This is a genomic window from Paraburkholderia terricola, from assembly GCF_003330825.1.
In the GTDB taxonomy this organism is placed as follows: Bacteria; Pseudomonadota; Gammaproteobacteria; order Burkholderiales; family Burkholderiaceae; genus Paraburkholderia; species Paraburkholderia terricola.
The window spans coordinates 1,003,651-1,027,428 of record NZ_CP024942.1 but is presented as its reverse complement, the minus strand read 5'-3'; the positions used below and the strand labels follow the sequence as shown (position 1 = coordinate 1,027,428).

Genomic DNA, 23,778 nt, shown 5'->3' with positions numbered 1-23,778 from the left:
GAGAGAACAACATGAACAACCGATTAGACCTGATGGCCGAGGATCACGCAGAAGCGGACAGCGACCTCATCCGATATCTGGATATAGTGGTTGCGAACCGCTGGCTCATCGGGAGCATCTTCGCCGTCGTCGTGCTGCTGGGAGCGGCTTATACGTTTCTGGCAAAGCCGACGTACGAAGCGGACATCATGATCCAGGTCGAGGAAGACAACCCGACGAGCGCGACCTCGCTGCTCGGCGGCGTCTCGTCGCTGTTCGACGTGAAGACGGAGGCCGAAGGCGAGCTCGAAATCCTAAGATCGCGGATGGTTGTCGATCAGGCGGTGAATAACCTGCGTCTCTATATCGACGCCCGGCCACGCTATTTCCCGCTGATCGGCTGGCGCATCGCCGACAGTGCGAAGTCGTTGTCAGATCCGGGTCTTCTGGGGTGGGGTGGTTTCTGTTGGGGTACCGAGTCGATCGACGTGCGTGAATTCGAAGTGCCTAAGACGCTCGAGGGCGAACGCTTCAAGTTGACTCTGCTCGAAAATCACCGCTTCCGCCTGGTGCAGTCCGATCTCGACGCACCGATTGAAGGCGTGATTGGGATACCGGTCGACGTCGACCAAGGCGTCGGCCGTATTCACCTACTCGTGGCCGGCGTGAACGCGAAGCCGGGTGCGGTATTCAACCTGACGCGCGAATCGAAGCTTCAGACGCTAACCGATCTGCAACAAAAGCTCAATATGCAGCAGAAGGGCAAGCAGAGCGACATCATCACCGGCACACTGCGCGGCGGTGATCCGCAGCAGATATCGGCGATCCTGACTCAGATCGGGGATGCGTACGTTGCGCAGAATGTGAAGCGCAAGGCTGCCGAAGCGGAGAAGTCGTCGCAATTCCTCGAAGGCTTGTTGCCGGGACTCAAGCACGAACTGGAAGGTGCGGAAAAGCGCTACAACGCAATGCGCAACCGGCGCGGCACGTTCGACGTGGGCCTCGAAGCGCAAACCTTCCTGCAAGAAAGCGTCGCGGCGCAGAGCGGCCTGCTCGACCTGCAGCAAAAGCGTGCCGATCTCGCGACGCGTTATGCGCCGGGCCATCCCGCGATCGTCGCGCTCGGTCAGCAGATCGACGCGATGAAGGCCAAGCTAGGCGACGTGAACGGTCGCATGAAGCGTCTGCCAAACCTCGAGCAGGACGCCGTGTCACTGATGCGCGATGTGCAGGTTGCTCAGGAGATCTACGTCGGCACGCTGAACAACATCCAGCAGCTGAAGCTCGTTGCGGCGGGCAAGGTAGGTAACGTTCGTCAGGTGGACGAGGCACGCCAGCCGGAAGAACCGGTATGGCCGAAGAAGCCGCTCGTCATCGGCCTTGCCGCGATCGCCGGACTCATGCTCGGCATCGGCACCGCCTTTGCCCGGGAAATGCTGTACGGCGGCGTAACGGATGCGCAGGACATCGAGCGCTACGCCGGCCTCAACGTGTACGGCGCCATTCCGCTTTCTCAGGCGCAGAAGTCGTTAAACATGGGCATGCTATCGGGCAAGGCATCCAGATACCTGCTCGCGGAATCGAATCCGGGCGACCCGTCGATCGAGAGTCTGCGCAGCCTACGCACTGCACTAAGCTTCGCAATGCTCGAGGCGCCGAACAATCGCCTGCTGCTGACCGGCCCCACGCCGGGGGTCGGCAAGTCCTTCACCTCTGCAAACCTTGCAGCTGTGCTCTGCGGTGGCAACAAGCGTGTGCTGCTAGTGGATGCGGACATGCGACGCGGCCACCTGCATCAGTACTTCGGCTGCGCACGTGGCCAGGGGCTGTCGAACGTGCTCGCCGGTCAGGCGACGGTCGAGGCCGCGATTCAGCACGCGGTTTCGCCGGGACTCGATCTGTTAACAACCGGTAGCATTCCGCCCAATGCATCGGAGCTTTTGTTCAGCGATCGGATGAACCGCCTGATGGAATCGCTCGGCGAGCGCTATGACATGGTGGTCATCGATACACCGCCGGTGCTGGCGGTCGCCGATGCGCCACTGATGGCGGCCATCGCCGGTACGGTCCTCCTGGTCGCGCGCTTTCAGAAGACGGCGATCGGCGAGCTCACCGAAAGCGCGCGGCAACTGCAACGCGCGAACGCGCCGCTCAAAGGCGTGATCTTCAACGGTGTCGATGCGCGCGCGTTCGGCTATCGGTCGAAGTATGGCGCTTACCGCTACGTCGCCTATCAATATGAGAGCCAGAAGAGGCTGGCGAAATGAGCGCGGCGCGAGCGACGTGGCGCCGGGCGCCGCGAAGACGCGAGAAGCTGCCGTTTCTCTGGCTGCTAGCCGGCGGCTCGGCAATGGCGGGGCTCTTCGCCGCGCTCTATGTTGGCGGCACGAATACGGTGACTGCCTGCATGTTGCTGCTTGGGGCCGTGAGCATCTGGTGCGTCAAGGCCGACAGCGAGCTGCTGCGGTTGTGGCGGCTGTTCGCGCTCGCGTATTTCTGCGTGCTGCCGGCCTGTCAGCTGATCGCGCGCGACGAGATCTATCTGACGCTGCTGCCCGAACAGAACCCCGCGACCATCGCCTGGTTCATGCTGAACATCGTTGGCATCTGGCTGATGAACTTGATGTTTATCGCGATGCGCGGCAAGCGCGCGACGCCTGCCGCGATGCCGGACATGCACCGGACTGTCGTCGTGAGCCGCTGGGCCTATGCGTTCGCGCTACTGGCGCTGGCGGCGCTCGCATTCATCTACCTGAAGCTGGGAGGCTATCGGCAAATCGAGCAACTCTATGCCGATCGCCTCGAAACGTCCGTCACGCAAAACGATCCGCTGGAAGGGCTCGGCGTCGTGCAGGCACTCGCCAACACAGCGCCGCTCTGGGTTTTCGCATGCGTGATGCTCCGGCCCTGGCGCAGTCGCGTCATGAAAATCGCGGCTTTTGCGCAATTGATCGTGCTCGGATGGCTGTCGTCCGGCGTATTTGGCAACCGGCAGGGCATCGTTTTCGTCTTGCTGTTCGCTTGCCTCATCTATCACGCGTTCGTTGCGCTCATCAGCCGGCGCGCCGCGAAGATCGTCGCCATCTGCGTCGCCGTCGGCGGCCTCGCAATGATTCCACTGAAGTTCGGCATCGACTACTCGGAGATCGGCGACCTGTCGCAAAACTTCGCGGATCAACGGATGCTGCAGTTGTCGATGGGACCGCTCAGTTTCTTCCTGTTTCGCGACCTGTCGCGCTTCGATGTGCAAGTGCAGGCGCTCGACTCGGTGGTGACGCCTGGCTATACGCTCAGCATGGGCCGCAGCTTCGTCGGCGCGGTGGCGGCGGTCGTTCCTAAGGCGATCTGGAAAGACAAGCCGGAAACCTTCGCTCGCGAGAAGAGCGACATCGTTCGCGGAGCAGAGACAAACCAGTCAGACGAGACGACGCTGCTGTTCGGTATGCCCGGTGAATTCCTCGTCAATTTCGGCGTATTTGGCTATTTGCTGTCGTTCGTGGTGGTGGCGTGGTTGATTGTGCGGATCGACCGGATGGGTCTCGGTGCGAACTGGCGATGGCTGCCCGTGAAGGTGGTGTCGTATCCGCTGCCGTTCCTGTTTTTCCTGTTCGACTCGAACGTCCTCGCTTACTACGGGATGCGATGGATCGTGCTGTTCGCTTTGCCGATGGCGCTTTTGCTGAAACGCAAAAAAACCAGCTTGCGCCTTTTTCATCGAAACGCCGGGGTGCGTAATGAGAATAGTCCACGTAGTTGAAACATGGATTGGGGGCGTCGCCAATTATGTGACGGCGCTGATGATCGAGCAACGCAATCGCGGGCATGACGTCGTGCTTCTATGCGATCCACGCAACATGGATGTCGCGAAGCTCAACGTCGACGGCATTCGCGTCGTACCGTACCGGTCGAGCCGCAATCCCTTCAGGGTCGCCGCGATTGCGCGCACAGTACGTCGGCTCGTCAAGACGCTGCATGCGGACGTGATTCATTGCCATAGCACCTATCCGGGCGTATACGTGCGCCTCCACCGCTTCGACACTGAAAAAGTGCTGTACACGCCGCACGCATGGTCGTTCATGAAGAAGGACATCTCGCACACGACCGCGTTCGTCTTTGCGCTCGTGGAGAAATGGCTGGCGCGGCATTGCGCCCGCATTCTCTGCATGTCGTTCGACGAGGTGCGCGCTGCGCGCAGACACGGCATCGCGCCCGACAAAATCGAGCTTGTCTACACGGGCATTCCCACGGTCGTTGCGGCCGAGCGGATCACTGGTGAAAGGGAAGCTGCCGCGCAGCCGTCGCAACAGATCCAGATCGGCTACTTTGGCCGGCTCGACTATCAGAAAGGTTTCGACATCCTTGTTGATGCATTGCCGCTACTCAAGGACAACCTGCATGTGCATGTGTTCGGCACCGCGGTGCGTGGCGGCTTGACGATGCCGAGCGAGTCGCCGCGCGTCACCTGTCACGGCTGGCTCGGTCCTGAAGAGACGAATCACGCGATGCACAGTATGGACGTGGTCGTGGTTCCGTCCCGCTGGGAAGGGCTTGCACTTGTGCCGATCGAGGCGATGCGAGCCGGCAAGGTGCTGGTGGTATCGAGCGAAAGCTCGCTGCCGGAACAGGTCATTCATGGCTACAACGGCCTGATGCTGCGGCAGCTCACGGGTGCGTGCCTTGCCGAGCAGCTCAACTCGCTGTCCATTGACGAATGCCACCGGATGGGCGCGAACTCGCGTCACGTATTCGATCAGGCGTTCAACGCCGAGAAATTCTTCAAATCTCTCATGACCTGCTATGAAAACGCCTGACGTCTATCTTCTGCACGCGTACAGCTCGCACAACAGCGGCGACGGGTTGCTGGTCAAGCTGAGCTTGCGTGCGATTCGCGAGGCAGGTTTCAGCCAGCGCATCACGGTCGTGTGTCTGGATCCGGCGTCGTTCGTTGGCTATCTCGATGATCCGCAAATCGAACTGATTTCTCTCTGGCAGTTTGTCGCGGGGACGCTCACGCATGCATGGCTCCGGCGCGCGCCGGTGTTCTTCGGTGTCGGCGGCGGGTATCTGCGCGCCGGCACATGGAAGGAGGGTTGCAAGACGCTGGTTGCGCATGGCTTGCAGATCGTGTGCGCGTCTCTACGGGGATCCCGTTCGCGGATTTATTTGCCGCAAAGCGTCGGGCCGTTTTCGACGGCGCCGGGCCGCGTGCTCAAATGGCTCGTGCGCCGTCATGTCGATACGATGTTCCTGCGCGACGACAAGAGCGTGCACGAACTGAATCATCGGCATGCGGTGCGGATAGGCGATCTGGTCGTGCTGGAAATCAGCAAACGGCCGCATGCACCACGATTTACAGACAACGAATCCTCCGTGCGTGGGGCGCCGCGCAAGGTGTACTTTGTGTTTCGCGACCTGAACGACAAGCCGTATGCGGACGCCTACATCGCAAAACTGCGGCGCCTGGTCGAACTGACGCCGGATGCGAGTTTCGCGGTGCAGAGCGCCGGGCGCGGCAATAGCGACGATCTGTTCTATCAGCGCGTTTTCGGCGTCGGGTCGGCGCCTGCGCTGCGCGATGTAATCCGGTCTGAGGATGCGATCGTCGTGTCAGTTCGACTGCACGGCAGCCTCGAAAGCGTGCTCGGCGGGTTACCGAGCATCCACATCGCCTACGAGCGAAAAGGGCAGGCTGCGTATGGAGACCTCGGCTTGTCCGAATACGCGTTCCATGCTGAGAGCTTCGATCCAGAAGCGGTCGCTGCGTCAATCGAAAAACTTCGGCGCGACCCGGCACCGTTCTGGCAGAAATTGGCCAGCGTATCTGTGAATCGCCATGCGGAACTGGTTGGGTTGGTCAGAGCCGAAACGGGTTCCTCAATCACACTATTGATCGACGGCAACTTCTCGAAGGTCGGCGACCAGATCTTTAGTCCACACATGGGACATCGCAAGTTCGCGGCTCGCTTCACGGAAAGTTTCGCGCGTGTGCGTATCGCGGCCCGTTCTTTTCCGGCGCAGAACGCACATGGCGAACTCGTTACCGGCGCGGACACGGAATTCATCGACCTCGGCGCTTCTCGGGGCGTAAAGGCATTGATCAGGCATCTGCCGCGGCTCGTGTGGCGCATCTGGCGGGTGATTCACGATGCGGACCTGCTGCTGTTGCGTTTTCCCGGCAACCTGACGCTCCTTGCGATGCTGTTGTGCCGCGCGACAGGCAAGCCGTTTTCCGCGGAGATCGTCGCCGATCCGGCCGACTATTTCAGTGATGCGGCCTCGCGTCATCCGCTGCGGCATATCGCTCGCCGTGTACATTGCTGGGCTACGCGTCATGCTGCAAAGCACGGCCGAACCGTGCGCTATGTGACGGCTGGCGCGTTGCAGGAGGCGTATCCGCCGCGCGTGCTCGCGCGGTCGTTCGGCTTTAGCGATGTGTATCTGCCCGACGAGTTGTTCGACCGCCGCGACGAGGCACGCGGCAAGCATGACGCCGGTAGCGGTGTATTCCGCATCGTCAACGTCGCGATGATGCACAATGAAAGCAAGGGCCACGGGATCCTGCTGCGCGCGATGGCCGCGCTGCGTGCACATCAACTCGACGTCGAACTCACGCTTATCGGCGACGGCATACTGCGCGCCGAACTCGAACGACTCGCCGGGCGGCTCGGACTTGGCGACAGTGTGCGATTCGTGGGAGCGTTGGACGGGGACGAAGTGCTGCGCACAGTGAGCCAGCATGCGCTCTTCGTGCTGCCATCGCTGCAGGAGGGCATGCCACGGGCGCTGCTCGAAGCCATGGCGCTGGGCGTGCCGGTCATAGCGACGCACGTGGGCGGTGTCGCGGAAGTGCTTGAGCCCGCGAGTCTCGTGCCGCCAGCCGATATCGACGCGTTAAGCGACAAAATTGCGCACATCATTTCTGATGCACGGTGGCGCGAACGGCAGACGCAGTCCCAGCGCGAAACGGTGCGTCGTTTTCGCTATTCGAACGTGCAAGCGCAGTACCGCCACTATTGCGAGGCGTTGAAAGCATATGGCTGACATGAAAAGGGACGTCATCTACGTGGTGCTTGCGTCCGCATTGCCGGCGTTCGGCAATTTCGTCGCAGTGGCGCTTGCGTTGCGCTATCTGGACGCGGAGTGGTTGGGCAAGTCGTACGCGTTGATCGCATTCTTCTTCGTCGCAATCGATCTGTTCAATTTTGGCTCGCCTCGGATATTCACTGTCGACAAGGTGCGCTCGCAGGCATCGACGCTGATCTTTCTCGATTGTCTGAGTGCACTCGGCTCGACGATGGTGTTCGCGACTGTCGGTACGTTGCTCATCAATTACGGCCTGTTTGCGCGCACGCAGTTCGGCATGGTGATGGTGCTTGCGCCGATGTTCTATGGGCTGTCGCATTTCTCGTTAGGCGTGTTGCGCTTTTATGGGCGCAGCGGCACGATCTGCGCGATTTCGACGGTGTCCGCGCTGAGCCGCGTGTTGATTATCGTGCTGCTGATCGAAAGGCGCTCGCTCGACGCGTATCTGCCGGATCTGCTGCTGCTTGTCGAGGCCGTGTATGGAGCGATGCTGCTAATGGCGTATCTGCATTCGCTACGGCGCGGGCCGCCACGCGACTCTGAGTTCTTTCTGCCGGAAGCAGAAAAATTCAACTTCCGTATGTTCGACTATAAGGCGTTCTTCATGCAGAACCGAAAGGAGATTCTCGGCAGCTGGTACGGGAACGCGATCTTCTCGGGCGCGAAGCATGTCGACATCATGATTGTCGCGTTCATCGTCGGACCGGCGGCGGGATCGCTGTATCGAGGCGTGAAGAGTGTGCACAACCTTGCGTTCAATTGCGGGCAGGGGGTGGCACTCGTGCTGAGCGGACGCCTGAAGCGGGTCACGGTTGCGCTCTTGCGTCTGCCGCAGGGGCGCGTGATGGCGGCGGGTGTAGTCGTCCTCTTCGCGCTGGTGTCGCTTGCGAGCTGGCTCGCATGCCGCATTCACCTGTTTCCGATTGCCGCGCTCGGCTCCCATGCGGTGCAATTCGGCTTCATGTTCGTCGCGTTTTTTGGCGCCGCGTTGATCTTCGTGTGTCGCGTGCTGTCGCTGCTGGTGTTCTCCGCAAACCGTGCATCGTTTGTCGCGATTTCGACGCTCGAAGTCGGTGCGTCGTTGCTGTTCGTCTCGGTGTTGTCGCATGGCTTTGGGGTGATCGGCGCGCTGACCGGCATCGTGTGCGCGGGTCTGCTCGTGCTCGCGGCGTCGCTGACGATCAGCCGAAGCGCGGCGCGGCACACGCTCGCGTCGATACAGACTACCGACGCGCCGGTGGTCGGAAAATGGCATGGGACTTGCAAGAATGAGGCGTAGAACGTTGCTTCTGGGATGCATGGGCGTACCGCCCGCATTGATGGCCATGAGCGTGCCAACTGGAGCGACGCTCGCGGCTGCGTCGCCAGTGGGCAAGCGGGTGTTTGCGCACTACATGGTCGCGTGGCCGCGCGGCGGCCGGAATGCGGGCATCGACGATTACATCGCGGAGTTCCGCGACGCGCAGCAGCGTGGTATTGACGGCTTCGCGCTGAACTGTGGCGGCTGGCATCGCAGCGAGCCGCTTTATCGCGCACGCGTGCTGACGATGTATCGTGCCGCCGAGCAGTTCGGCGGCTTTAAGCTGTTCGTATCGGCGGACGGAAAAGCTCAGGACGAACTCGACGACATCGTGCAGACCACTGCCCGTCTTCCGGCGCAGTTGACGGTCGACGGGAAGCCGGTCGTCTCTTCATATGCATTGGGCGGAAATGACGCTGAGCGTTGTCGAGCGCTGATTTTAGAAGCGGAATCGCTGGACGCGTATTTTGTACCGCACTTCGTGCCTTCCTCAGGCGAAGCGGAAATTGGCGACAGCGTCGCGAGCGAAGTCGCGAATCGCTGCCAAGCCGCGCAAGGCTACTTTTATTTCGGCGCGGCCGGTGCACCGGACTCGCTGGCTCGCTCCATCAAACATCTGGCTACCGCGCTTAAATCGGCCGGCAAAGTGTTCATGGCGCCCGTCACGCCGTACTATCGCGGTCTGGCGAGCGGCACGAACTACCGCGCATTCGAAACCAACGGCTTTTCGGGCATGGCGACCGAATGGCTCGCCGCAATTCATGCGAATGTCGATTGGGTGCAGATCGTCACCTGGAACGACTGGGCCGAATCCACGTATGTCGCGCCCATCGGCAGCAGCGCGCGCGCGCAGGTCTATAACCCGCGCTTCGGCGGATTGTTGAGCCACAGTGCCTATCTCGACGCTAGCCGGTATTTCATCGAGTGGTTCAAGCGCGGCGCCGCGCCGGCGATTACTCAAGACAGGTTCTATTATTTCTATCGCCTACATCCGGTGGGAGTGAGTGCAATGGCGAGCATTGGCACGTCGGTTGGCAACGCGACCGCTCCACGCTCCCGCACACTAATGACAGCGCAAATCCACGTAACGATGTTCCTGACGGAGCGGGCGATCCTCATCGTCACACAGGGCAACGCACGAACGACGCGCGATCTGCCGGCCGGCATGAGCGAAGTCGCCGTGCCGTCAATACCCGGCACCCCGAGGTTTACGCTGATTCGCAATGGCAAGACAATCGCCGACAAAACGGGCGAGGAGCCTATCCGCACGAATGACTTCAGCGGTGCATTCAACTACTTCAGCGGATCATCGGCTCAGAATTAAGGAACGTCTGCAAGATTCCTGATGTTGATAGTGAAACTACTCGTGATGTTGCCTGCGATCAAAACGGCAACGTGACTTTGGGCAGGTTCCAGTTTAAGTTCCGGAAGACTGCCCGAACGAACAGCGCCATCGTCTTCTTTTCGATTCCATGTCCAGTGTATATATCGGCCGACTTGGCATTCCGCTCGTAATGCTTTCCTGTGTCCGTCAAAATACTGGCGTATTAAGCCGCATAAATCAGTTTTCCTCGGGCGTGTGTAGGATCGATCAAACGCAAAAACGAATAAAAACAGTTCGAAAAATGGACTAGTCTTCGATGGACAGTTTGATGAAAAACTATTCGAGAGACTACCGTCGCTATGCGACGCAGCCTCGCGGCTTGACTGACGAACACACCGTTAGGCGTGTCGGACTTACGCTATTTAACGGCTTTTCGTTACCGGAAGCGGCCTTGATATTGGAAGCATTTCATTGTGCGAATGCGCGCGTCAAGGCTGATGGAGCCGACGGAATCCGCTTCGATGTCTCTCTGCTTTCCGTTGCAGGTGGCAAGATCGCCAGTTCCTCATCGGTCTTCGTATGGACCGACAGCGTCGATTCACCTGTTCATGCAGGCGATTTTCATGCACTGTTCGTCGCCGGTGGCGTGGGTGTACAAGATGCGCTACGCGATAATCGCCTTATCGCCTGGCTGCAGCGAATCCAACCTCATAGCCAGCGAATATTCCCCATTGACGGCGGACGCTTACTACTCCAAGCCGCAGGTTTCCACCCAGGCGACAGCGACCCACTCCAAGCCGCGCTCTCACTAATTGGGAATGATCTCGGCGTTGAAGCCGCGCGTCAAATCGCTCAGCGACTCGAGCAGCGGCTCGAGGACCAGTCGCTCGCTATAGTGCGCAAAGATACCTCGATCATTGTCAGTGACCAGATCCGGGCATCGGCGCGCTGGTTGGAAATGAACGCCTACCGTCCGATTGCGATGGAAGAGGTAGCCCAGGTTGCGTCGATGAGCGAACGAAACTTCTTGCGGCGCTTCAAACTGGAAATGGGCAAGACCCCTTCGGACTATCTCCTGTTGGTGCGCTTATCCAGATGCTGCCATCTACTCGCTGAAACGGATCTACCGGTCGACAAGGTCGCGCGGCGTTGTGGAATCAGTAGCGGCGGCCGTCTCTCCAAGGTTCTGCGCAAACATCTCGGCGTAACGCCCATTGAATACCGCGCAAGCAGGCGCAAATCAACTGATTCGAAATGACCTCTCTTTCCGTTCAGGGCATGCCGGCTAATGGTGAACCGCCCGGCATGCGGCGCTTAAATGACTTCCATCGGGTTAATTGCCGCTCCACTGCATAGCGCATCCTCTTGTCCAAATTTGAAATTACTTAACAATTTCAAAAATCGCATTCATGTAGACTTGCCCGCGCGACGCGCATTCATCCTGATGGGCGTTACCCGTCAATCAGCCGACTGGTCCCTCATTAACACCTGTCTTCGCTACGCTGGGCGAACCTACCTGCCCATTCGCTTACATGAGAATCGCCGTCCTCGAACCCGATATTGTGGCGCTAGATCATGCGCTCGAAGTACTGTCATCCGCAGGGCATTTCCCTTTCGGTGCGCTATGCGACAAAACGCTTCGGGTACTACTCGCAGAAGTGTCTGTCGATCTGGTCATACTCGATTGGGCGAATCCAGATGCGCTCCGATACGATACTTTGCGCGTTCTGTGCGGGCATGAACCCGCGATACCCGTGATTCTGTGCGCGATGCCTCATACACAGCAGCACGTGATTAACGCTGGGCTAATGAGTGGCGCGAACGTCTGCCTGGAAAAGCCGATCGGCGGCGCGCGGTCGCGTGCGCACATTCATGCGTTGGGACTCATCGGGCGGTCGTTTCTTCCGCAGTCCTGTTCCGCACAACCCGCGTATCAGCATTAAATGACATGCCGGCATGCGCAAAAAAAGGCCGACACAAAGTGTCGGCCGAAAAACCTCCGGCTTTTCCGAGGTCATTGCCGGAAGCCAAAGAAGATATTCGCCGATAACCGCTACGTGAATCCGACATCCTTTTGTACCACCCCGCCAAAGTGAATTGCTGAGTCGCCTTGTCCCCTGTATCGGCTGTCAGGTTGCGCTCGATTTGCCTGGGAATGAGAGCGTGACGTGGGCCATGCAGGCGCTGTAGACCTCGACGACGGCAGGCGATTTATAGTCGAGGCGAGGATAATCGGCAAACGCGTCTGCCAAGGCTTTGACGTCAAATCGTATCTTCGACACTCGTATCACATGCGCCGCCAGTTCTTGTGCCCTGCTGGCCAGCGCTACGCGCTGCAGCAGATTCAACTCGCCGTTGACATGCATCCATAGATGCGTTGATTCGACCACGTGCTGCGTCGTGAGCCACTTTCCAATCAGACGATGCCTCAGCAATTGAGACACGACCAGATAGGTCAGCAGATCGACGCGCGCATTAATGTCGGGATAACTTGACCAGGGCATCGGAAATGTGGAGAGAGGCGAAGTTCCGCGCGTTGCGCACAACGAGCATGCTTAGGCTGGAAGAGCGCACAAAAATGGTCACCCGTTTCGCGGGGCGGCCGCAGAGGACGTCATCACGAGATCGGATAATCCTCAAAGCATATGATCCTCGCTCCAATTTATCCGTTCCGTCAAAACCGTGGCGGATTCCGCTGAGTGCTACTCGCCAGCCGAGGGGTTTCGAGCACTCGCGAGCGCGATGCGGCTCACGCCATCATGTTTGCTCATACGCGGAAACACCAGCGTCCGGATGATCTCGTGAAGCGTGTCTTCTTCCGAGAGCGGCCCGGCCATTGCCCATAGGCCGTGGCGCGGCGTGGGCAGGCGGCGGGCATCACCGGAAAAGAGGGCGACGTGCAACGCAGGTCCGCCTTGCGCGCGGCGGATTGCCCGATTTGCGCCGACACAATTCCAACAAAACGGACTGAGCGCGTCGGCGGACGATCTCACGAGATGGATCATCATGTCGGCGCCCTCGCCATCCCGATCGTGCACGATCTGCCACGATAGGCGTGCGCCCAAAGTCGGAAGGTTCCCGATCCAGCGTTCCACTTCATGTTCGGCAAATCCCCACAATCGCAAGCCGACTCGAAGCTTAGAATGCGTGGCACGCAACACGTCGCCGTGTGAGCGAGAGCTTGTGCTGACCGCGCGAGTGAGGGGTCTAAACGTGCTGTCGTGGCTCATGATGGGTATTGGTTAGATCGCCGCGTCCGGGGATTCGTGAAGCGGACCGACGCTCGGGTGAGAGTGGATGCGAACGCGCGTCAGCAAGCGAATTCAACCGAAAGCGCGCGCAGATACGCGTCGAACTCCGCCGACACTTCCGGATGACGCAGCGCGAATTCCACCGTCGCCTTCAGGTAGCCGAGCTTGCTGCCGCAGTCGAAACGCGTGCCGTGGTACTTGTACGCCAGCACCTGTTCATCGGCCAGCAACGACTGAATCGCGTCCGTCAGCTGCAATTCGCCGCCGGCGCCGGGCTTGACCGAGCGAAGGTGTTTGAAGATACGTGGCTTGAGCACGTAGCGTCCCACCACGCCGAGATTCGACGGCGCCACGCTCGGCTCCGGCTTTTCGACGATGCCCGACATCTTGATGATCGACTTTTCCCACTCCTTGCCGTCGACAATGCCGTACGACCTGGTTTCGTGCGCCGGGATCTCTTCGACCCCGATCACCGAGCTGTGATAGTGGTCGAACACCTCGATCATCTGCGTCATCACGGGCGGCTTGCCGTATAGCAGATCGTCCGCGAGAATCACGGCGAACGGGTTGTCGCCCACCAGCTTTTCCGCGCACAGCACCGCGTGGCCGAGACCCAGCGCTTCCGCCTGGCGCACGTAGAAACAGTCGACGTGGCTCGGCTTGATGCTGCGCACCAGTTCGAGCAGCTTGTCTTTGCCGCGCGCCTCGAGTTCCGCCTCGATCTCATACGACTTGTCGAAATGGTCTTCGATCGCGCGCTTGCTGCGGCCCGTCACGAAGATCATTTCGGTGATGCCGGCCGCCATCGCCTCTTCCACCGCGTATTGGATCAGCGGCTTGTCGACGATCGGCAGCATCTCTTTCGGGCTCGCCTTCGTGGCAGGGAGGAACCGGGTGCCGAGACCCGCGACTGGGAATACCGCCTTGGTAACTTTAAGCATGAGCGATTCCGGTGTTCGTCATAGCGACGCAAAAAAGGGAGCCTGAGCTGTGGAGAAGGCGGGCGGTAGTTCGAAGTCGATCCAGGTGCGCTCGCGCGAGCCAACGAGATCATCTTTTGGCATGCCCGAAAGCAAGCATAAGAGAGGACGACACTGCCTGACGCGAGGTGGCGGAAGAAGCCCCGTTTTTGTCTAAAGCGAATACATGTCCGCTTTTTATTTCGCAAGAAGGGCTGCGCCGTTGCGCGAAAAAAAAGCCTGCCACCCGAGGGAGCGGCAGGCCAGAAAGATCGAGGGTGGGGTTGCCTCCAGGAAGCGGCCCTCGAAGACCGAAGCGGAGTTTAGTCTACGGAAGCGGTCGGCGGATGGCGGTGGCGGATTGGATCAAGCTGTTGACCGAACTGGACCCGACATGTGTTGGTGAAAGCGTTTCGCTGGCGCAAGCGACCCGTCGACGAAGCTCGCGAATCAAAAAGACCTGCGTCCGCGTAAAGGGTCCATGCGGTATCTCCAACCAGATCGCGGATGTTGGCGACGTCAGCGGTCCCCATCCCGTCTCAATGTTGAAACAGGTTTTGCGGCACGTCACTTCCTGTTCGTTTCCGCCTCGCCGCGCCTGAACATTCGACGGACCCCCGCGTCAGCGCTCGTGCGCGCTGGAGGTGCGACTGTCAGCAGCGCCATGCCCCCCTTTGAAAGACGCGCATTTCCAACCAGATCGTCCCCCGCGCGTGTAACGGTTGCGAAACATCGGGAGCCTTTCCAGCATTCGCCGGCAGCAGTGGAGCAACGCTGTTTGTCGCGTAGCAAGCGTTTGCGCCCTGATGGCACAGTCGTTGCAGTATGAGATTCACGATCAAACCATGAAAGACCGACAGGTGGTTTGCATTAGATATTAATTAAAGAGGGTGAGAACGGCCGATCCGGCTGTTTTCAGGGGGGACTCGTGAAAACGATATATCGGACTGGCATTGCTTGCGCAATGCTTGTGGCGACTTGCGCCTTGTCTTTATCCGCGCACGCCACGCTTGGCGAGAAGGTCAGCAGCGTAGGCGGCGACCAGGTTCGAATGCGTGCCACCGCACACAGCGTCGCTTCGCGGATCGCATACACCGTGCATTTGATTACGCTGCCGTCCGGCACCGTGGTGCGCGAGTATGTCGCGGGGAACGGAATCGTATTCGGCGTCGCCTGGGAAGGACCGACCTTGCCTGATTTGAAGGCCACGCTGGGTGAAGCTTTCGATCGATACGTCGCCGCCACCGCGATGCGCCGGACAACCCCGCTCGCCGTCTCGACCGATGCCCTGGTGGTCTTCTCGGCCGGCCATTTACGTGCATTCGCGGGCTACGCGTATTTGCCGCAAGCGGTCCCGGCTGGCGTCGACGCCAGCGTCATTCAATAGCGGGGCAATCATGCGCGATCCGGATTCGCTCCTTGGCTCAGGTCCGCTTCTCAAGTTGCTCGCGGCCACATTGCTCGCGGTGTTAATGGCAGGATGCGGGGGAGGCGGCGGCGGCGGCGGGAGCAGCAATTCATCCAGCGCAACGGCGCCAGCGCAGTCGCTCACGAGTACACCGCCTGCGTCGCAACTGCCGGCATCTAACACCACCGCGGTGACCGTCGATTTCGGCGTGATCGGTGTGCCGAATATGCCCTTCGTCAGCATCACGCTGTGCGTGCCGGGCACGACGCAGTGTCAAACCATCGATCACGTCCAGGTCGACACCGGCTCGTCGGGGCTGCGCGTGTTCGCCTCGCAACTGCCGCCCTCGTTGGTACTGCCGCGGCAGAAGGACGGTGCGGGCAATCTGCTCGCCGAATGCATGCAGTTCTTCGATGGTTATACGTGGGGTTCGGTACAGCTTGCCGATGTACTGATCGGCGGTGAAAAAGCGGCGTCGCTGCCCATTCAGGTAATCGACCCGAACTACGGCGCGATACCATCCGACTGCAGCAGTCTCGGCGCGTCACGCAACTCACCCGTGAGTCTCGCAGCCAACGGAGTGCTCGGCATTGGCGTGTTCAAGCGCGATTGCGGTCCGGCTTGCGTGCGCAGTGCCGTGCCGGCGACCTATTACGGCTGCGTGGAAAACACTTGCACGTCGATCGCCGTCGCCGAAAACCTGCAGGTTGGCAATCCGATTCCCTACTTCGCGACCAATAACAACGGGTCGATCTTGACGTTGCCGGCTGCGTCGCCGAGCGGCGAAACCTCGCTTACCGGGCAACTGGTGTTCGGCATTGGTACGCAGAGCAATAACGGCTTGGGCAGTGCGCAGGTGATCGGGCTCAGTCCGTCCAACGGCACGTTCAGAACGGTGTTGAATGGCACGAGCTATTCGAGGGGCATGATGGACAGCGGCTCGAACGGGCTATTCTTTCAAACCAGCGCGCTGCCTGTCTGCGCGAGTCCGAACGACTTGTATTATTGCCCCTTATCTACCCAGCAATTAAGCGCGATGATTGAAGGTGTAAATGGCACGACGAGCGCTGTCTCGTTTGCCGTCGGCAATGCCGCGGAGCTCAAGCTGAGTCGCGGCGGCAATTCAGTGATGCCGCTGCTCGCCGGTCCGGCATTCGTCTCTTCGACGATCTTCGTTTGGGGCATGCCATTCTTCTACGGGCGTAGCGTCTATGCCGCTGTCGAGCAACAACCGACGCCCGGCGGAGCGGGTCCCTATATCGCGTATTGAGAGACGCCGCGATCATCTGGCGTCTTGCGGCGGATCGATCATTCAATGCCGATACCTGGTTGGCTCGATTGAATACCTTCAAGAACTAAAAAAACCAATTAGCATTCCACCGATTACCTGTACACGCGACGCAACGATGCGCCGCCCTCACGCATGACTGCATTCGCCAACATTGGGTCTCATTCGGACACGCGGTGTCGAAAGTTTTAATTGTTCTATAGGATCGACTCTGATGACGAAAGCGCTTCAGTGTGAAGTTCCAGACAGTTAAACGATAAAGATGTGATGCGGGCGGCAGATCGGGAAGCAGGGGCGAGTGGCGGGCGGCGCTTGAATCTTTTTGCAGAAGCGCTTCGTTGCAATCGTGCAATCGTGCGTGAAGCAAGTCTGCGGTGGTGAGCAGGTGTTGCGGGCCGATGGGCTGCCGCCGCGCTCAACGCAAGGCAATTGCGAATCGAAAAGGGCGGCGTGCCGATACGAAGACCGCCTTGCCGCTGCTCGCCGTCATTAGATGCGCCGGAACGCTCATGGCGACCTTCCACCTTGCCAGCAGGGTCTGCCCGACACCGCTCATGCGGATTCCGTTGGTGCTTCATGCGGGCACCGCATCTTCCCAGCCCGTACAGCATTTGTCTATTTGCAGAGCAACAGTCGCGCGAGGCTGGGTTGCACGCTTTCGTGCGTGCTGACGAAATTCTCTGATGCGTCGAGAGAAGCTGATTGTGTGGAGAAGTCCAGGGAGTCGATCGGTCCTGTCATGTGATCCCTGTTTGGTTAAACCATCCGTCAACGGCTTCATCACAAAAGGGACTGTGGACATTGCGCGCATATCGACCTCAATTCGCGCCGCAAGCGCTGGCACTCGGCGCGGCACTGGCATTTTCGGCGTCGGCGCATGCTGTCGACCCGGCACTGAACGCGCTCGGCCAGGCAGGCGGCCTGGTGATTCCGTATGCGTTCCCATTGCCGGAGGGAGTCGGCGAAGGACAGTTCAACAACTACATCGATCCCCGGTACGGTGCGCGCGCGACGGGTTCCCAGATCTACTGGGGTGCGGTCGGGCTCTTTCCGTATGTCGAGGTGGCCGGTGGGCTGGCGAACTATCCGGCGGAGGTGTCGTCGCGATTCGCCGGACAGGATCATCTAGTCCTTCGTCATTTGATGGCCGATGTCAAATTGACCGTGCCGAAGTTCTTCAAATATCAACCGGCCATTGCGTTCGGCATGGTCGACGTCGGCGGTCAAACCCATTTCTTTCGCTCGAAGTATGGCGCGGTATCGCAACCGTTCGGGCCGCTCAACCTGACAGTCGGCTATGGACAAGGCGACCGGCTCGATGGCCCGTTTGGCGGCGCCCAGTTGTCGCTTTGGCACACGGGACTCTCGCTGCTGGCGGAACACGACTCGAAGACGCCCTACGTAGGCATGCGCTATCAGTCGCCCCGCATCAGTTGGCTGGCGGATGCCAACGTGATTGCCACGATAATGCGCGCGGTCAGATCGACAGACGGCGTGTCGCCGCGCACGTCGATCTCGGTCGGGATTCAGATACCGTTCGGCAAGCGGTTTGGTTCAGAGCGCTGCGCAGACGGTTTGTGCGACGGAACCAGCGCTCCAGTTCAACAGGCGCAAACGGACCCAGGCGCGAGCGAAGCGATCGCGTCGCATGACGTGCAGCCGCATCACGAGCCAGAGACGGCGGACCAGGCACATCCGCTTGCGGGAGAGGCGGTTCCATTTGCGCCGCCGTCGCGATCCTACGCGTCTGTCGTCATGGCGAATGCAGCGGCTGCGGTGTCCGCTAAGGACGCGCCGGCTATCTCCGAGCCGCTGGACGCGTCCGCGCTCGATTCGATTGCCGCGCAGCTCTTTGCGGCAGGCCTCGAACGCGTGCGCGTGGGGATCAGCGGCCGGGACCTCATCGTCGAATACGAGAACCACCGGTACAACCAGAACGAGGCTGACGCGCTTGGCATCGTGCTGGGCGTGGCGAGCATCAATGCACCGCATGGCATCGAGCGGATACGCGCGGTCGTCAAGAAGGCCAATGAGCCGCTCGCCGATATCGCCGTCGATCGTGAAGCGTACCAGCAGTTCGTCGCCGGTGGATCGCCCACGGCGGCGAGCGCATCGATGACGATGCGAACGCGACCGACTTATGACGCGGACTCGATTGCATGGCACGGCGATGATCGGCGTCACGGGCTCACGCGCATTCAGATCTCGCCCGTGACGAGTTATCTCTATGGCACCGAGTACGGCAACTTCGATATTTCTTTCGGGGCGAATATTCAAGGATTCGTGCCGCTCTGGCGGGGCGCTGAACTGTACGCAAGCTACATCGCACCGTTGTACAACACGAAGAACATGGACAACGGCCGGGTGTTCAGCCAATACCGTCTGCGCGGCGGCCTGGCCACTGCGGCGTTGGCACAGAGTTTCTGGATCATGCCGGGGGTGCTGAACGTGGCCGCCGTAGGCCGGTTCAACTACCGCTACGTCGGCATCGAGAACGAAACGACTGCATTCGTCCCCGGCCGCCCGGACCTCGTGCGACTACGCCTCGCGTATCTACGCCAGCAACCGGGTGAAGATTCGCTGCCGCACCAGGAAAACGCAATGCTCACCTACCGATGGGTTCAGCCATCGTGGAACCTATGGATCGAGGCCGGGGTGGCGCGCTATGTGGGGGGCGACAAGGGTCCCCTGATCACGCTGACCCGCTGGTTCGACGATGTCTCCGTGAGTGTGCATGGCGAACACAGCGGCCGGGCCAGCTTCGTGGGTGCAAGCATCAGCTTCCCGCTCACGCCGCGTCAAGGTATGAAGCCGGGCATTACCCAGGTCGATGGGCCTCAGTCGTTTGCATTGGATTTCCGCACGCGCGTTGGATCGACCAACTACCTCTCGCCTGGTGTAACGCAAAACATCAGTTTTCCCTATAGCACCGGGCAATTGCTGCTGAACCAGGGACGTTTTAGCGCGGCCTATTTTTCGACGCAGATGTATCGCATGCGTGACGCGTACGTCCGTTATGCGCGACCGGACGACAGGCCGTCGAAGCAGGATTGACATGGCGAACCAACCGGTTCTTCCACTGCCACAGAAAGCGCCGCGGGTTGTTTGCGAAGCCAGTTTGCAGGAAGTAGCGACAGTGCAGGCTTATCCGCCTGTGAAATTGTGAGTGACTTTCTCTCGGAGAGAAACCATGAAGCTAGTTAACACCCGCGCGTGGCGCGCGTTGCAGCTTGGATCGATTGTGCTTGCGAGCGGCGTGCTCGTTGCATGTGGAGGCGGCGGCGATTCGCCGACTGCCACGATCAAGGGAACGGCGGCGGTCGGCGATCCGGTGGCCAACGGGGCGATCCGTATAAGCTGCAAGAACGGCTCCAGTAACGTGAATTCCGATTCGAACGGAGCATTTTCGAGTACCTTCCACTTCGACGGTCCATGTCTGCTGACGGTCACAAGTGGCTCGATCTCCCTCAATTCATTTGCCATCGCCGCGGGCACTTATAACATCACGCCGCTTACCCAACTGCTTCTGACCTACCTGGCCGGACAGCTCGGCACGACGCTCAATGGTTTGATTAGCGGCATTACGACCAATTCGACTTACCAGAGCGCACTGACGAATAGCACGGTAATAACGAATGCCGAGAACGCGGTGGCGCAACTGATAAAGAGTCTGTATGGCGTGACGTTGTCCACGAATTCGTTCTTGACTGTGTCGTTCACGCCGGGCCAACCTGGGGCGGACGCGGATCTCGACGCGCTGCTGGCCGCCGGAGCGATTACGAATAATGGTCAGCCTGTCGCATCGCTCGCCACCGCGGCGCTTGCCGCTGGCGCGGCAGCACCCATTTCGGGCGGCGGCGGCTCACCTACGCCGACTGGCGGTACGGGTGGCACGGGCGGAACAGGCGGAACGGGGACGTAGCCAGCTTTCGTCGGCGGAGGCCGGCAGGTTCATTCCGATTGGACTCGTTCAATCAGGAGGGCCTGCGGGTGCCGTTTATTGTGCGTCGAAAGGCAGCACAAAGCCGACGCCGCCTTGTCCTGCCATGTCGAAGTACAGCCTCCCGGGCGGATGCCTATCCACGATCCCGAACGCGCCAGTGGGATTAAAGAAGATCGTATGGGCCACGAGGCGGATGCATATCGATCCGTCCGGATAATGCACGGCTGACTCGTCAGTCAATTCTGGCACGCTCCAGTTGTCGAGACTCGCCCGTGCCATTGCCTTGATGATTTCGTCGCGCGCCTCCTCTGAACTCGATGGCGAAGGATTGATCTGGCCGAGTTCGTGGCGCAAGCGATGAAGCCGCTGCCGCGTCTGCAGTGCGCGCATGAGCTTTGGCCGGTCCATCGAGGACGGCTTGCGGTGCGCGGCTGTCGACTTCAAGTCGTCCAGTCCTTGACCGATCCTTGCCTTGAGATGCGCAGGCGACCGTGTAGCAGTTTCCTCGGGGGTTTCTGCTGTTAGAGAGTCAGTCAGCGCCTGGGTGCCGCTTCCCGCCAATACCTTCGACATGGTGAATTCTTAGCTACCGTTGCATACGCTATGGCGCGGCCATACGCGGCCAAGCGAAGGAGGCGGCGAGGCCGGGCCACTTCCCTGGGCGTTCGGGCGTCGCGAACCGGCCCGAAACGCACATCGTCGAACCGTCTAGTGACGTTCCGTGAAAAACGCGACGCCTTGATTAACCGCGCACGCGTAGTTGATCTCCGGCATCAGCCGGCTATACGACGGCAGCGAAAACAGATCGGTCGAAAAGGCGATGGTCTGGTCGGGCTTCACGCGATAGCGGATGAATTGCCAGATCGGCTGACCGCTGGAATCGACCGTGGCGTGCTCGTCGGCAAAGCTGAGGGTGCCGTCCGGGGTGATTCGGAAGGCATTGATCTTCAGGCCGCCGCGCGTGGTACCGGGAGAAGTCGTGGTGCCTGTAGGGGCGCACTTCGTCAGGTCGACCGTTACCGATACGTCGGCGCCCCGGTTCAGGGCGTTTTCCACATCGTCCAGGCTGGATAGCTGGACGGTCTGCCCGGCATGCGCAGAGAGAGTGGGAGCGATGAGCGACAGCACAACAAGCAGCTTCTTCAAGTTCAAGATAAGGACCTCGCAATCGGAATGGATGAAACGAATTGGCGATGATTCGGCTGTAAACGAACTTCTTTGGCCCGGGAGAGGAAGGTTGAAAGTGGGCGTCGCCGAAGAGTTTACGGTGCGCTTCATCGTCGGGTGTCACGTTAAACAGAACCGGTGTCCTCGCAAACGAAGAAACGGGCCATAAAAGTCAGCGGTTCGTTCCGGCCGGCGGCCGGAATCCGCGAGACCATTTTCTGTTTCGTCACCGGCTTACTCGTTTCGCCCCGTCGAGGCCGAGCATCTCATCCATGCCGCTACGATGCGCAACTCATCATTAAGAGAGAGTGCGTCATGGGTAGCCGATTCCACAGTAACTTGCCGTCGATACGCGTACTTTTATCGGGGCTCGTTATTTCCGTGGCGGCACTGTCCGCGCATGCCGCCGAGATCAAAAAGGTCGACGTGCTGCTGGTCGGCGGCGGCATCATGAGTTCGACGCTCGGCATCTGGCTTCATGAACTCGAACCCGAATGGTCGATGATGATGGTCGAGCGTCTCGACGGCGTGGCGCAGGAAAGCTCGAACGGCTGGAACAATGCGGGCACTGGACATTCGGCGCTCGCCGAGCTCAACTACACGCCGGAGAAACCGGACGGCGAGATCGACATTTCGAAAGCCGTCGAAATCAACGAGGCGTTTCAGGTGTCGCGACAGTTCTGGTCATGGCAAGTCACGAACGGCGTACTCCGAAACCCCCATTCATTCATCAATTCGACGCCGCATATGAGCTTTGTGTGGGGCGACGACAATGTGCGTTACCTCAGGAAGCGCTACGACGCGCTGCAGGCAAGTCCGCTATTTCGCGGGATGAAGTATTCTGAAGACGTCGAGCAGATCAAGCAGTGGGTGCCGCTGATGATGGAAGGCCGCGATCCGCAGCAGAAGGTCGCGGCGACCTGGTCCCCGGTGGGTACAGACGTGAACTTCGGCGAAATCACGCGTCAGTTCGTCGGCTACCTGCAAAGCCAGCCTAATTTCAGTCTGTCGCTGTCCAGCGAGGTTCGAAGCATCACGCGCAACGGTGACGGCAGCTGGCGGGTGTCGTATGTGACAACCCATTCCGATGGCCCGCAACACGACGTCGACGCGAAATTTGTGTTCATCGGCGCAGGCGGCGGTGCGCTGAAACTGCTACAGGCATCCGGCATTCCCGAGGCCAGGGACTATGCCGGGTTCCCCGTCGGCGGCTCGTTCCTCGTGACGGAAAATCCCGAGGTCGTGAATCGGCACCTGGCGAAGGCCTACGGCAAGGCGTCCGTGGGTTCGCCGCCGATGTCGGTTCCTCACCTCGACACACGAATCATCGACGGCAAGAAAATCATTCTGTTCGGCCCCTTCGCGACCTTCTCGACGAAGTTCCTGAAGAATGGCTCATACCTCGATCTTCTGAAAAGCACTAACACGAACAACGTCATGCCGATGGCGCACGTAGGCATCGATGAATTTCCACTCGTCGAATACCTGGCGGGCCAGCTCATGCTCTCGGACGAAGACCGCTTCAATGCGTTGAAGGCGTACTTTCCTCTGGCGAAGAAGGAAGACTGGCGCCTATGGCAAGCAGGACAGCGCGTGCAGATCATCAAGCGCGATAGCGCGAAAGGCGGTGTGCTGAAACTCGGTACAGAGATCGTCAGTTCGAAAGACGGCAGCATTGCCGGCCTGCTCGGTGCGTCGCCTGGCGCATCGACTGCGGCGCCGATCATGCTCGGCGTGCTGGAGCAGGTGTTCAAGGACAAGGTCGCCACGCCGTCATGGCAGGCCAGGATTCGTCAGATCGTCCCGAGCTACGGCACGAAACTCAATGACAGTCCGGCGAAGGTCCATGAGGAATGGACGTACACCAGCGCCGTGTTGCAGCTCGCGCCACCGCCTGCGATCGGCGTCGCGGCGAAGCCCGCATTAAAGCCCGCATTAAAGCCCGCTTCGAAGCCCGATTCAACACCCGCCTTAAAGCCCGATCCCGCGGCACCGCACGCCGCCAAGGCCGCAACTGACGTGGCGCTATAAACCACAGCAAGCGTTCGTAAAAGGTAAATGATGAATTCATGGTCG

Annotated in this window: 17 protein-coding genes; 12 read left to right on the top strand and 5 right to left on the bottom strand. The window is 59.8% G+C overall.

Annotated elements, in window-relative coordinates; all coding sequences use genetic code 11:
- Window positions 1-11: 11 nt before the first annotated feature.
- From CUJ90_RS23140 to CUJ90_RS23105, 7 genes are all read left to right on the top strand, one after another.
- Window positions 12-2,246: a polysaccharide biosynthesis tyrosine autokinase gene (locus tag CUJ90_RS23140; protein ID WP_083082006.1), complete on the top strand. Its 2,235-nt coding sequence runs from the start codon at window positions 12-14 to the stop codon at window positions 2,244-2,246.
- Window positions 2,243-3,736: a hypothetical protein gene (locus tag CUJ90_RS23135; RefSeq protein WP_083082008.1), complete on the top strand. Its 1,494-nt coding sequence runs from the start codon at window positions 2,243-2,245 to the stop codon at window positions 3,734-3,736. Before CUJ90_RS23140 ends, CUJ90_RS23135 begins: the two co-directional genes overlap by 4 nt.
- On the top strand, window positions 3,714-4,790 hold the full coding sequence (locus CUJ90_RS23130) for a glycosyltransferase (RefSeq protein ID WP_083082009.1): 1,077 nt from the start codon (window positions 3,714-3,716) through the stop codon (window positions 4,788-4,790). The genes CUJ90_RS23135 and CUJ90_RS23130 overlap by 23 nt, the downstream gene beginning before the upstream one ends.
- On the top strand, window positions 4,777-7,020 hold the full coding sequence (locus CUJ90_RS33360) for a glycosyltransferase (protein ID WP_227470514.1): 2,244 nt from the start codon (window positions 4,777-4,779) through the stop codon (window positions 7,018-7,020). Before CUJ90_RS23130 ends, CUJ90_RS33360 begins: the two co-directional genes overlap by 14 nt.
- Window position 7,021: 1 nt before the next feature.
- On the top strand, window positions 7,022-8,341 hold the full coding sequence (locus tag CUJ90_RS23115; protein WP_227470516.1) for a hypothetical protein: 1,320 nt from the start codon (window positions 7,022-7,024) through the stop codon (window positions 8,339-8,341).
- Window positions 8,316-9,686 (top strand): endo-1,3-alpha-glucanase family glycosylhydrolase, encoded by a 1,371-nt coding sequence (locus tag CUJ90_RS23110; protein ID WP_422879723.1) that lies wholly within the window; start codon window positions 8,316-8,318, stop codon window positions 9,684-9,686. The genes CUJ90_RS23115 and CUJ90_RS23110 overlap by 26 nt, the downstream gene beginning before the upstream one ends.
- A 328-nt stretch (window positions 9,687-10,014) precedes the next feature.
- Window positions 10,015-10,944 carry a GlxA family transcriptional regulator gene (locus CUJ90_RS23105; protein WP_083083029.1) on the top strand — a complete coding sequence of 310 codons (930 nt, stop codon included), beginning with the start codon at window positions 10,015-10,017 and terminating at the stop codon, window positions 10,942-10,944.
- Between the two features lie 871 nt (window positions 10,945-11,815).
- Here the strand turns inward: CUJ90_RS23105 and CUJ90_RS23095 are convergent.
- The 3 genes from CUJ90_RS23095 to galU form a co-directional block, all read right to left on the bottom strand.
- Window positions 11,816-12,190 (bottom strand): hypothetical protein, encoded by a 375-nt coding sequence (locus tag CUJ90_RS23095; protein ID WP_073428791.1) that lies wholly within the window; start codon window positions 12,188-12,190, stop codon window positions 11,816-11,818.
- A gap of 198 nt (window positions 12,191-12,388) precedes the next feature.
- Window positions 12,389-12,811, bottom strand: a complete 423-nt coding sequence (locus CUJ90_RS23090; protein WP_143326533.1) for a hypothetical protein — start codon at window positions 12,809-12,811, stop codon at window positions 12,389-12,391.
- 185 nt (window positions 12,812-12,996) lie between these two features.
- A complete protein-coding gene (gene galU / locus CUJ90_RS23085) occupies window positions 12,997-13,878 on the bottom strand; it encodes a UTP--glucose-1-phosphate uridylyltransferase GalU (RefSeq protein WP_114163997.1) in 882 nt (293 codons plus the stop codon).
- 982 nt (window positions 13,879-14,860) lie between these two features.
- Here galU and CUJ90_RS23080 point away from each other — a divergent pair.
- From CUJ90_RS23080 to CUJ90_RS23065, 4 genes are all read left to right on the top strand, one after another.
- Window positions 14,861-15,283, top strand: a complete 423-nt coding sequence (locus CUJ90_RS23080; RefSeq protein WP_073428788.1) for a DUF2844 domain-containing protein — start codon at window positions 14,861-14,863, stop codon at window positions 15,281-15,283.
- A 10-nt stretch (window positions 15,284-15,293) separates the two neighbouring features.
- Window positions 15,294-16,574 carry a DUF3443 domain-containing protein gene (locus CUJ90_RS23075; protein WP_114163996.1) on the top strand — a complete coding sequence of 427 codons (1,281 nt, stop codon included), beginning with the start codon at window positions 15,294-15,296 and terminating at the stop codon, window positions 16,572-16,574.
- Between the two features lie 810 nt (window positions 16,575-17,384).
- Window positions 17,385-19,646 carry a YjbH domain-containing protein gene (locus CUJ90_RS23070; protein WP_114164681.1) on the top strand — a complete coding sequence of 754 codons (2,262 nt, stop codon included), beginning with the start codon at window positions 17,385-17,387 and terminating at the stop codon, window positions 19,644-19,646.
- A gap of 112 nt (window positions 19,647-19,758) precedes the next feature.
- Complete coding sequence (locus CUJ90_RS23065; protein WP_318557855.1) at window positions 19,759-20,514, top strand: carboxypeptidase regulatory-like domain-containing protein; 756 nt, start codon at window positions 19,759-19,761, stop codon at window positions 20,512-20,514.
- 75 nt (window positions 20,515-20,589) lie between these two features.
- Here CUJ90_RS23065 and CUJ90_RS23060 read toward each other — a convergent pair whose 3' ends face one another.
- Both CUJ90_RS23060 and CUJ90_RS23055 read right to left on the bottom strand, forming a co-directional pair.
- Entirely contained in the window at window positions 20,590-21,108 is a 519-nt protein-coding gene (locus tag CUJ90_RS23060) for a hypothetical protein (protein ID WP_143326535.1), read from the bottom strand.
- 135 nt (window positions 21,109-21,243) lie between these two features.
- Window positions 21,244-21,687 carry a VirK family protein gene (locus tag CUJ90_RS23055; protein ID WP_159442554.1) on the bottom strand — a complete coding sequence of 148 codons (444 nt, stop codon included), beginning with the start codon at window positions 21,685-21,687 and terminating at the stop codon, window positions 21,244-21,246.
- 330 nt (window positions 21,688-22,017) lie between these two features.
- Here CUJ90_RS23055 and mqo point away from each other — a divergent pair, with 330 nt between their 5' ends.
- Window positions 22,018-23,733 carry a malate dehydrogenase (quinone) gene (gene mqo / locus CUJ90_RS23050; RefSeq protein ID WP_114163994.1) on the top strand — a complete coding sequence of 572 codons (1,716 nt, stop codon included), beginning with the start codon at window positions 22,018-22,020 and terminating at the stop codon, window positions 23,731-23,733.
- Window positions 23,734-23,778: the final 45 nt, after the last annotated feature.

Coding starts and splice junctions, on each gene's coding strand:
- CUJ90_RS23140 (WP_083082006.1), top strand. CDS start 12: ATGAACAACCGATTAGACCTGATGGCCGAGGATCACGCAGAAGCGGAC.
- CUJ90_RS23135 (WP_083082008.1), top strand. CDS start 2,243: ATGAGCGCGGCGCGAGCGACGTGGCGCCGGGCGCCGCGAAGACGCGAG.
- CUJ90_RS23130 (WP_083082009.1), top strand. CDS start 3,714: ATGAGAATAGTCCACGTAGTTGAAACATGGATTGGGGGCGTCGCCAAT.
- CUJ90_RS33360 (WP_227470514.1), top strand. CDS start 4,777: ATGAAAACGCCTGACGTCTATCTTCTGCACGCGTACAGCTCGCACAAC.
- CUJ90_RS23115 (WP_227470516.1), top strand. CDS start 7,022: ATGAAAAGGGACGTCATCTACGTGGTGCTTGCGTCCGCATTGCCGGCG.
- CUJ90_RS23110 (WP_422879723.1), top strand. CDS start 8,316: ATGGGACTTGCAAGAATGAGGCGTAGAACGTTGCTTCTGGGATGCATG.
- CUJ90_RS23105 (WP_083083029.1), top strand. CDS start 10,015: ATGAAAAACTATTCGAGAGACTACCGTCGCTATGCGACGCAGCCTCGC.
- CUJ90_RS23095 (WP_073428791.1), bottom strand. CDS start 12,190: ATGCCCTGGTCAAGTTATCCCGACATTAATGCGCGCGTCGATCTGCTG.
- galU (WP_114163997.1), bottom strand. CDS start 13,878: ATGCTTAAAGTTACCAAGGCGGTATTCCCAGTCGCGGGTCTCGGCACC.
- CUJ90_RS23080 (WP_073428788.1), top strand. CDS start 14,861: ATGCTTGTGGCGACTTGCGCCTTGTCTTTATCCGCGCACGCCACGCTT.
- CUJ90_RS23075 (WP_114163996.1), top strand. CDS start 15,294: ATGCGCGATCCGGATTCGCTCCTTGGCTCAGGTCCGCTTCTCAAGTTG.
- CUJ90_RS23060 (WP_143326535.1), bottom strand. CDS start 21,108: ATGTCGAAGGTATTGGCGGGAAGCGGCACCCAGGCGCTGACTGACTCT.
- mqo (WP_114163994.1), top strand. CDS start 22,018: ATGGGTAGCCGATTCCACAGTAACTTGCCGTCGATACGCGTACTTTTA.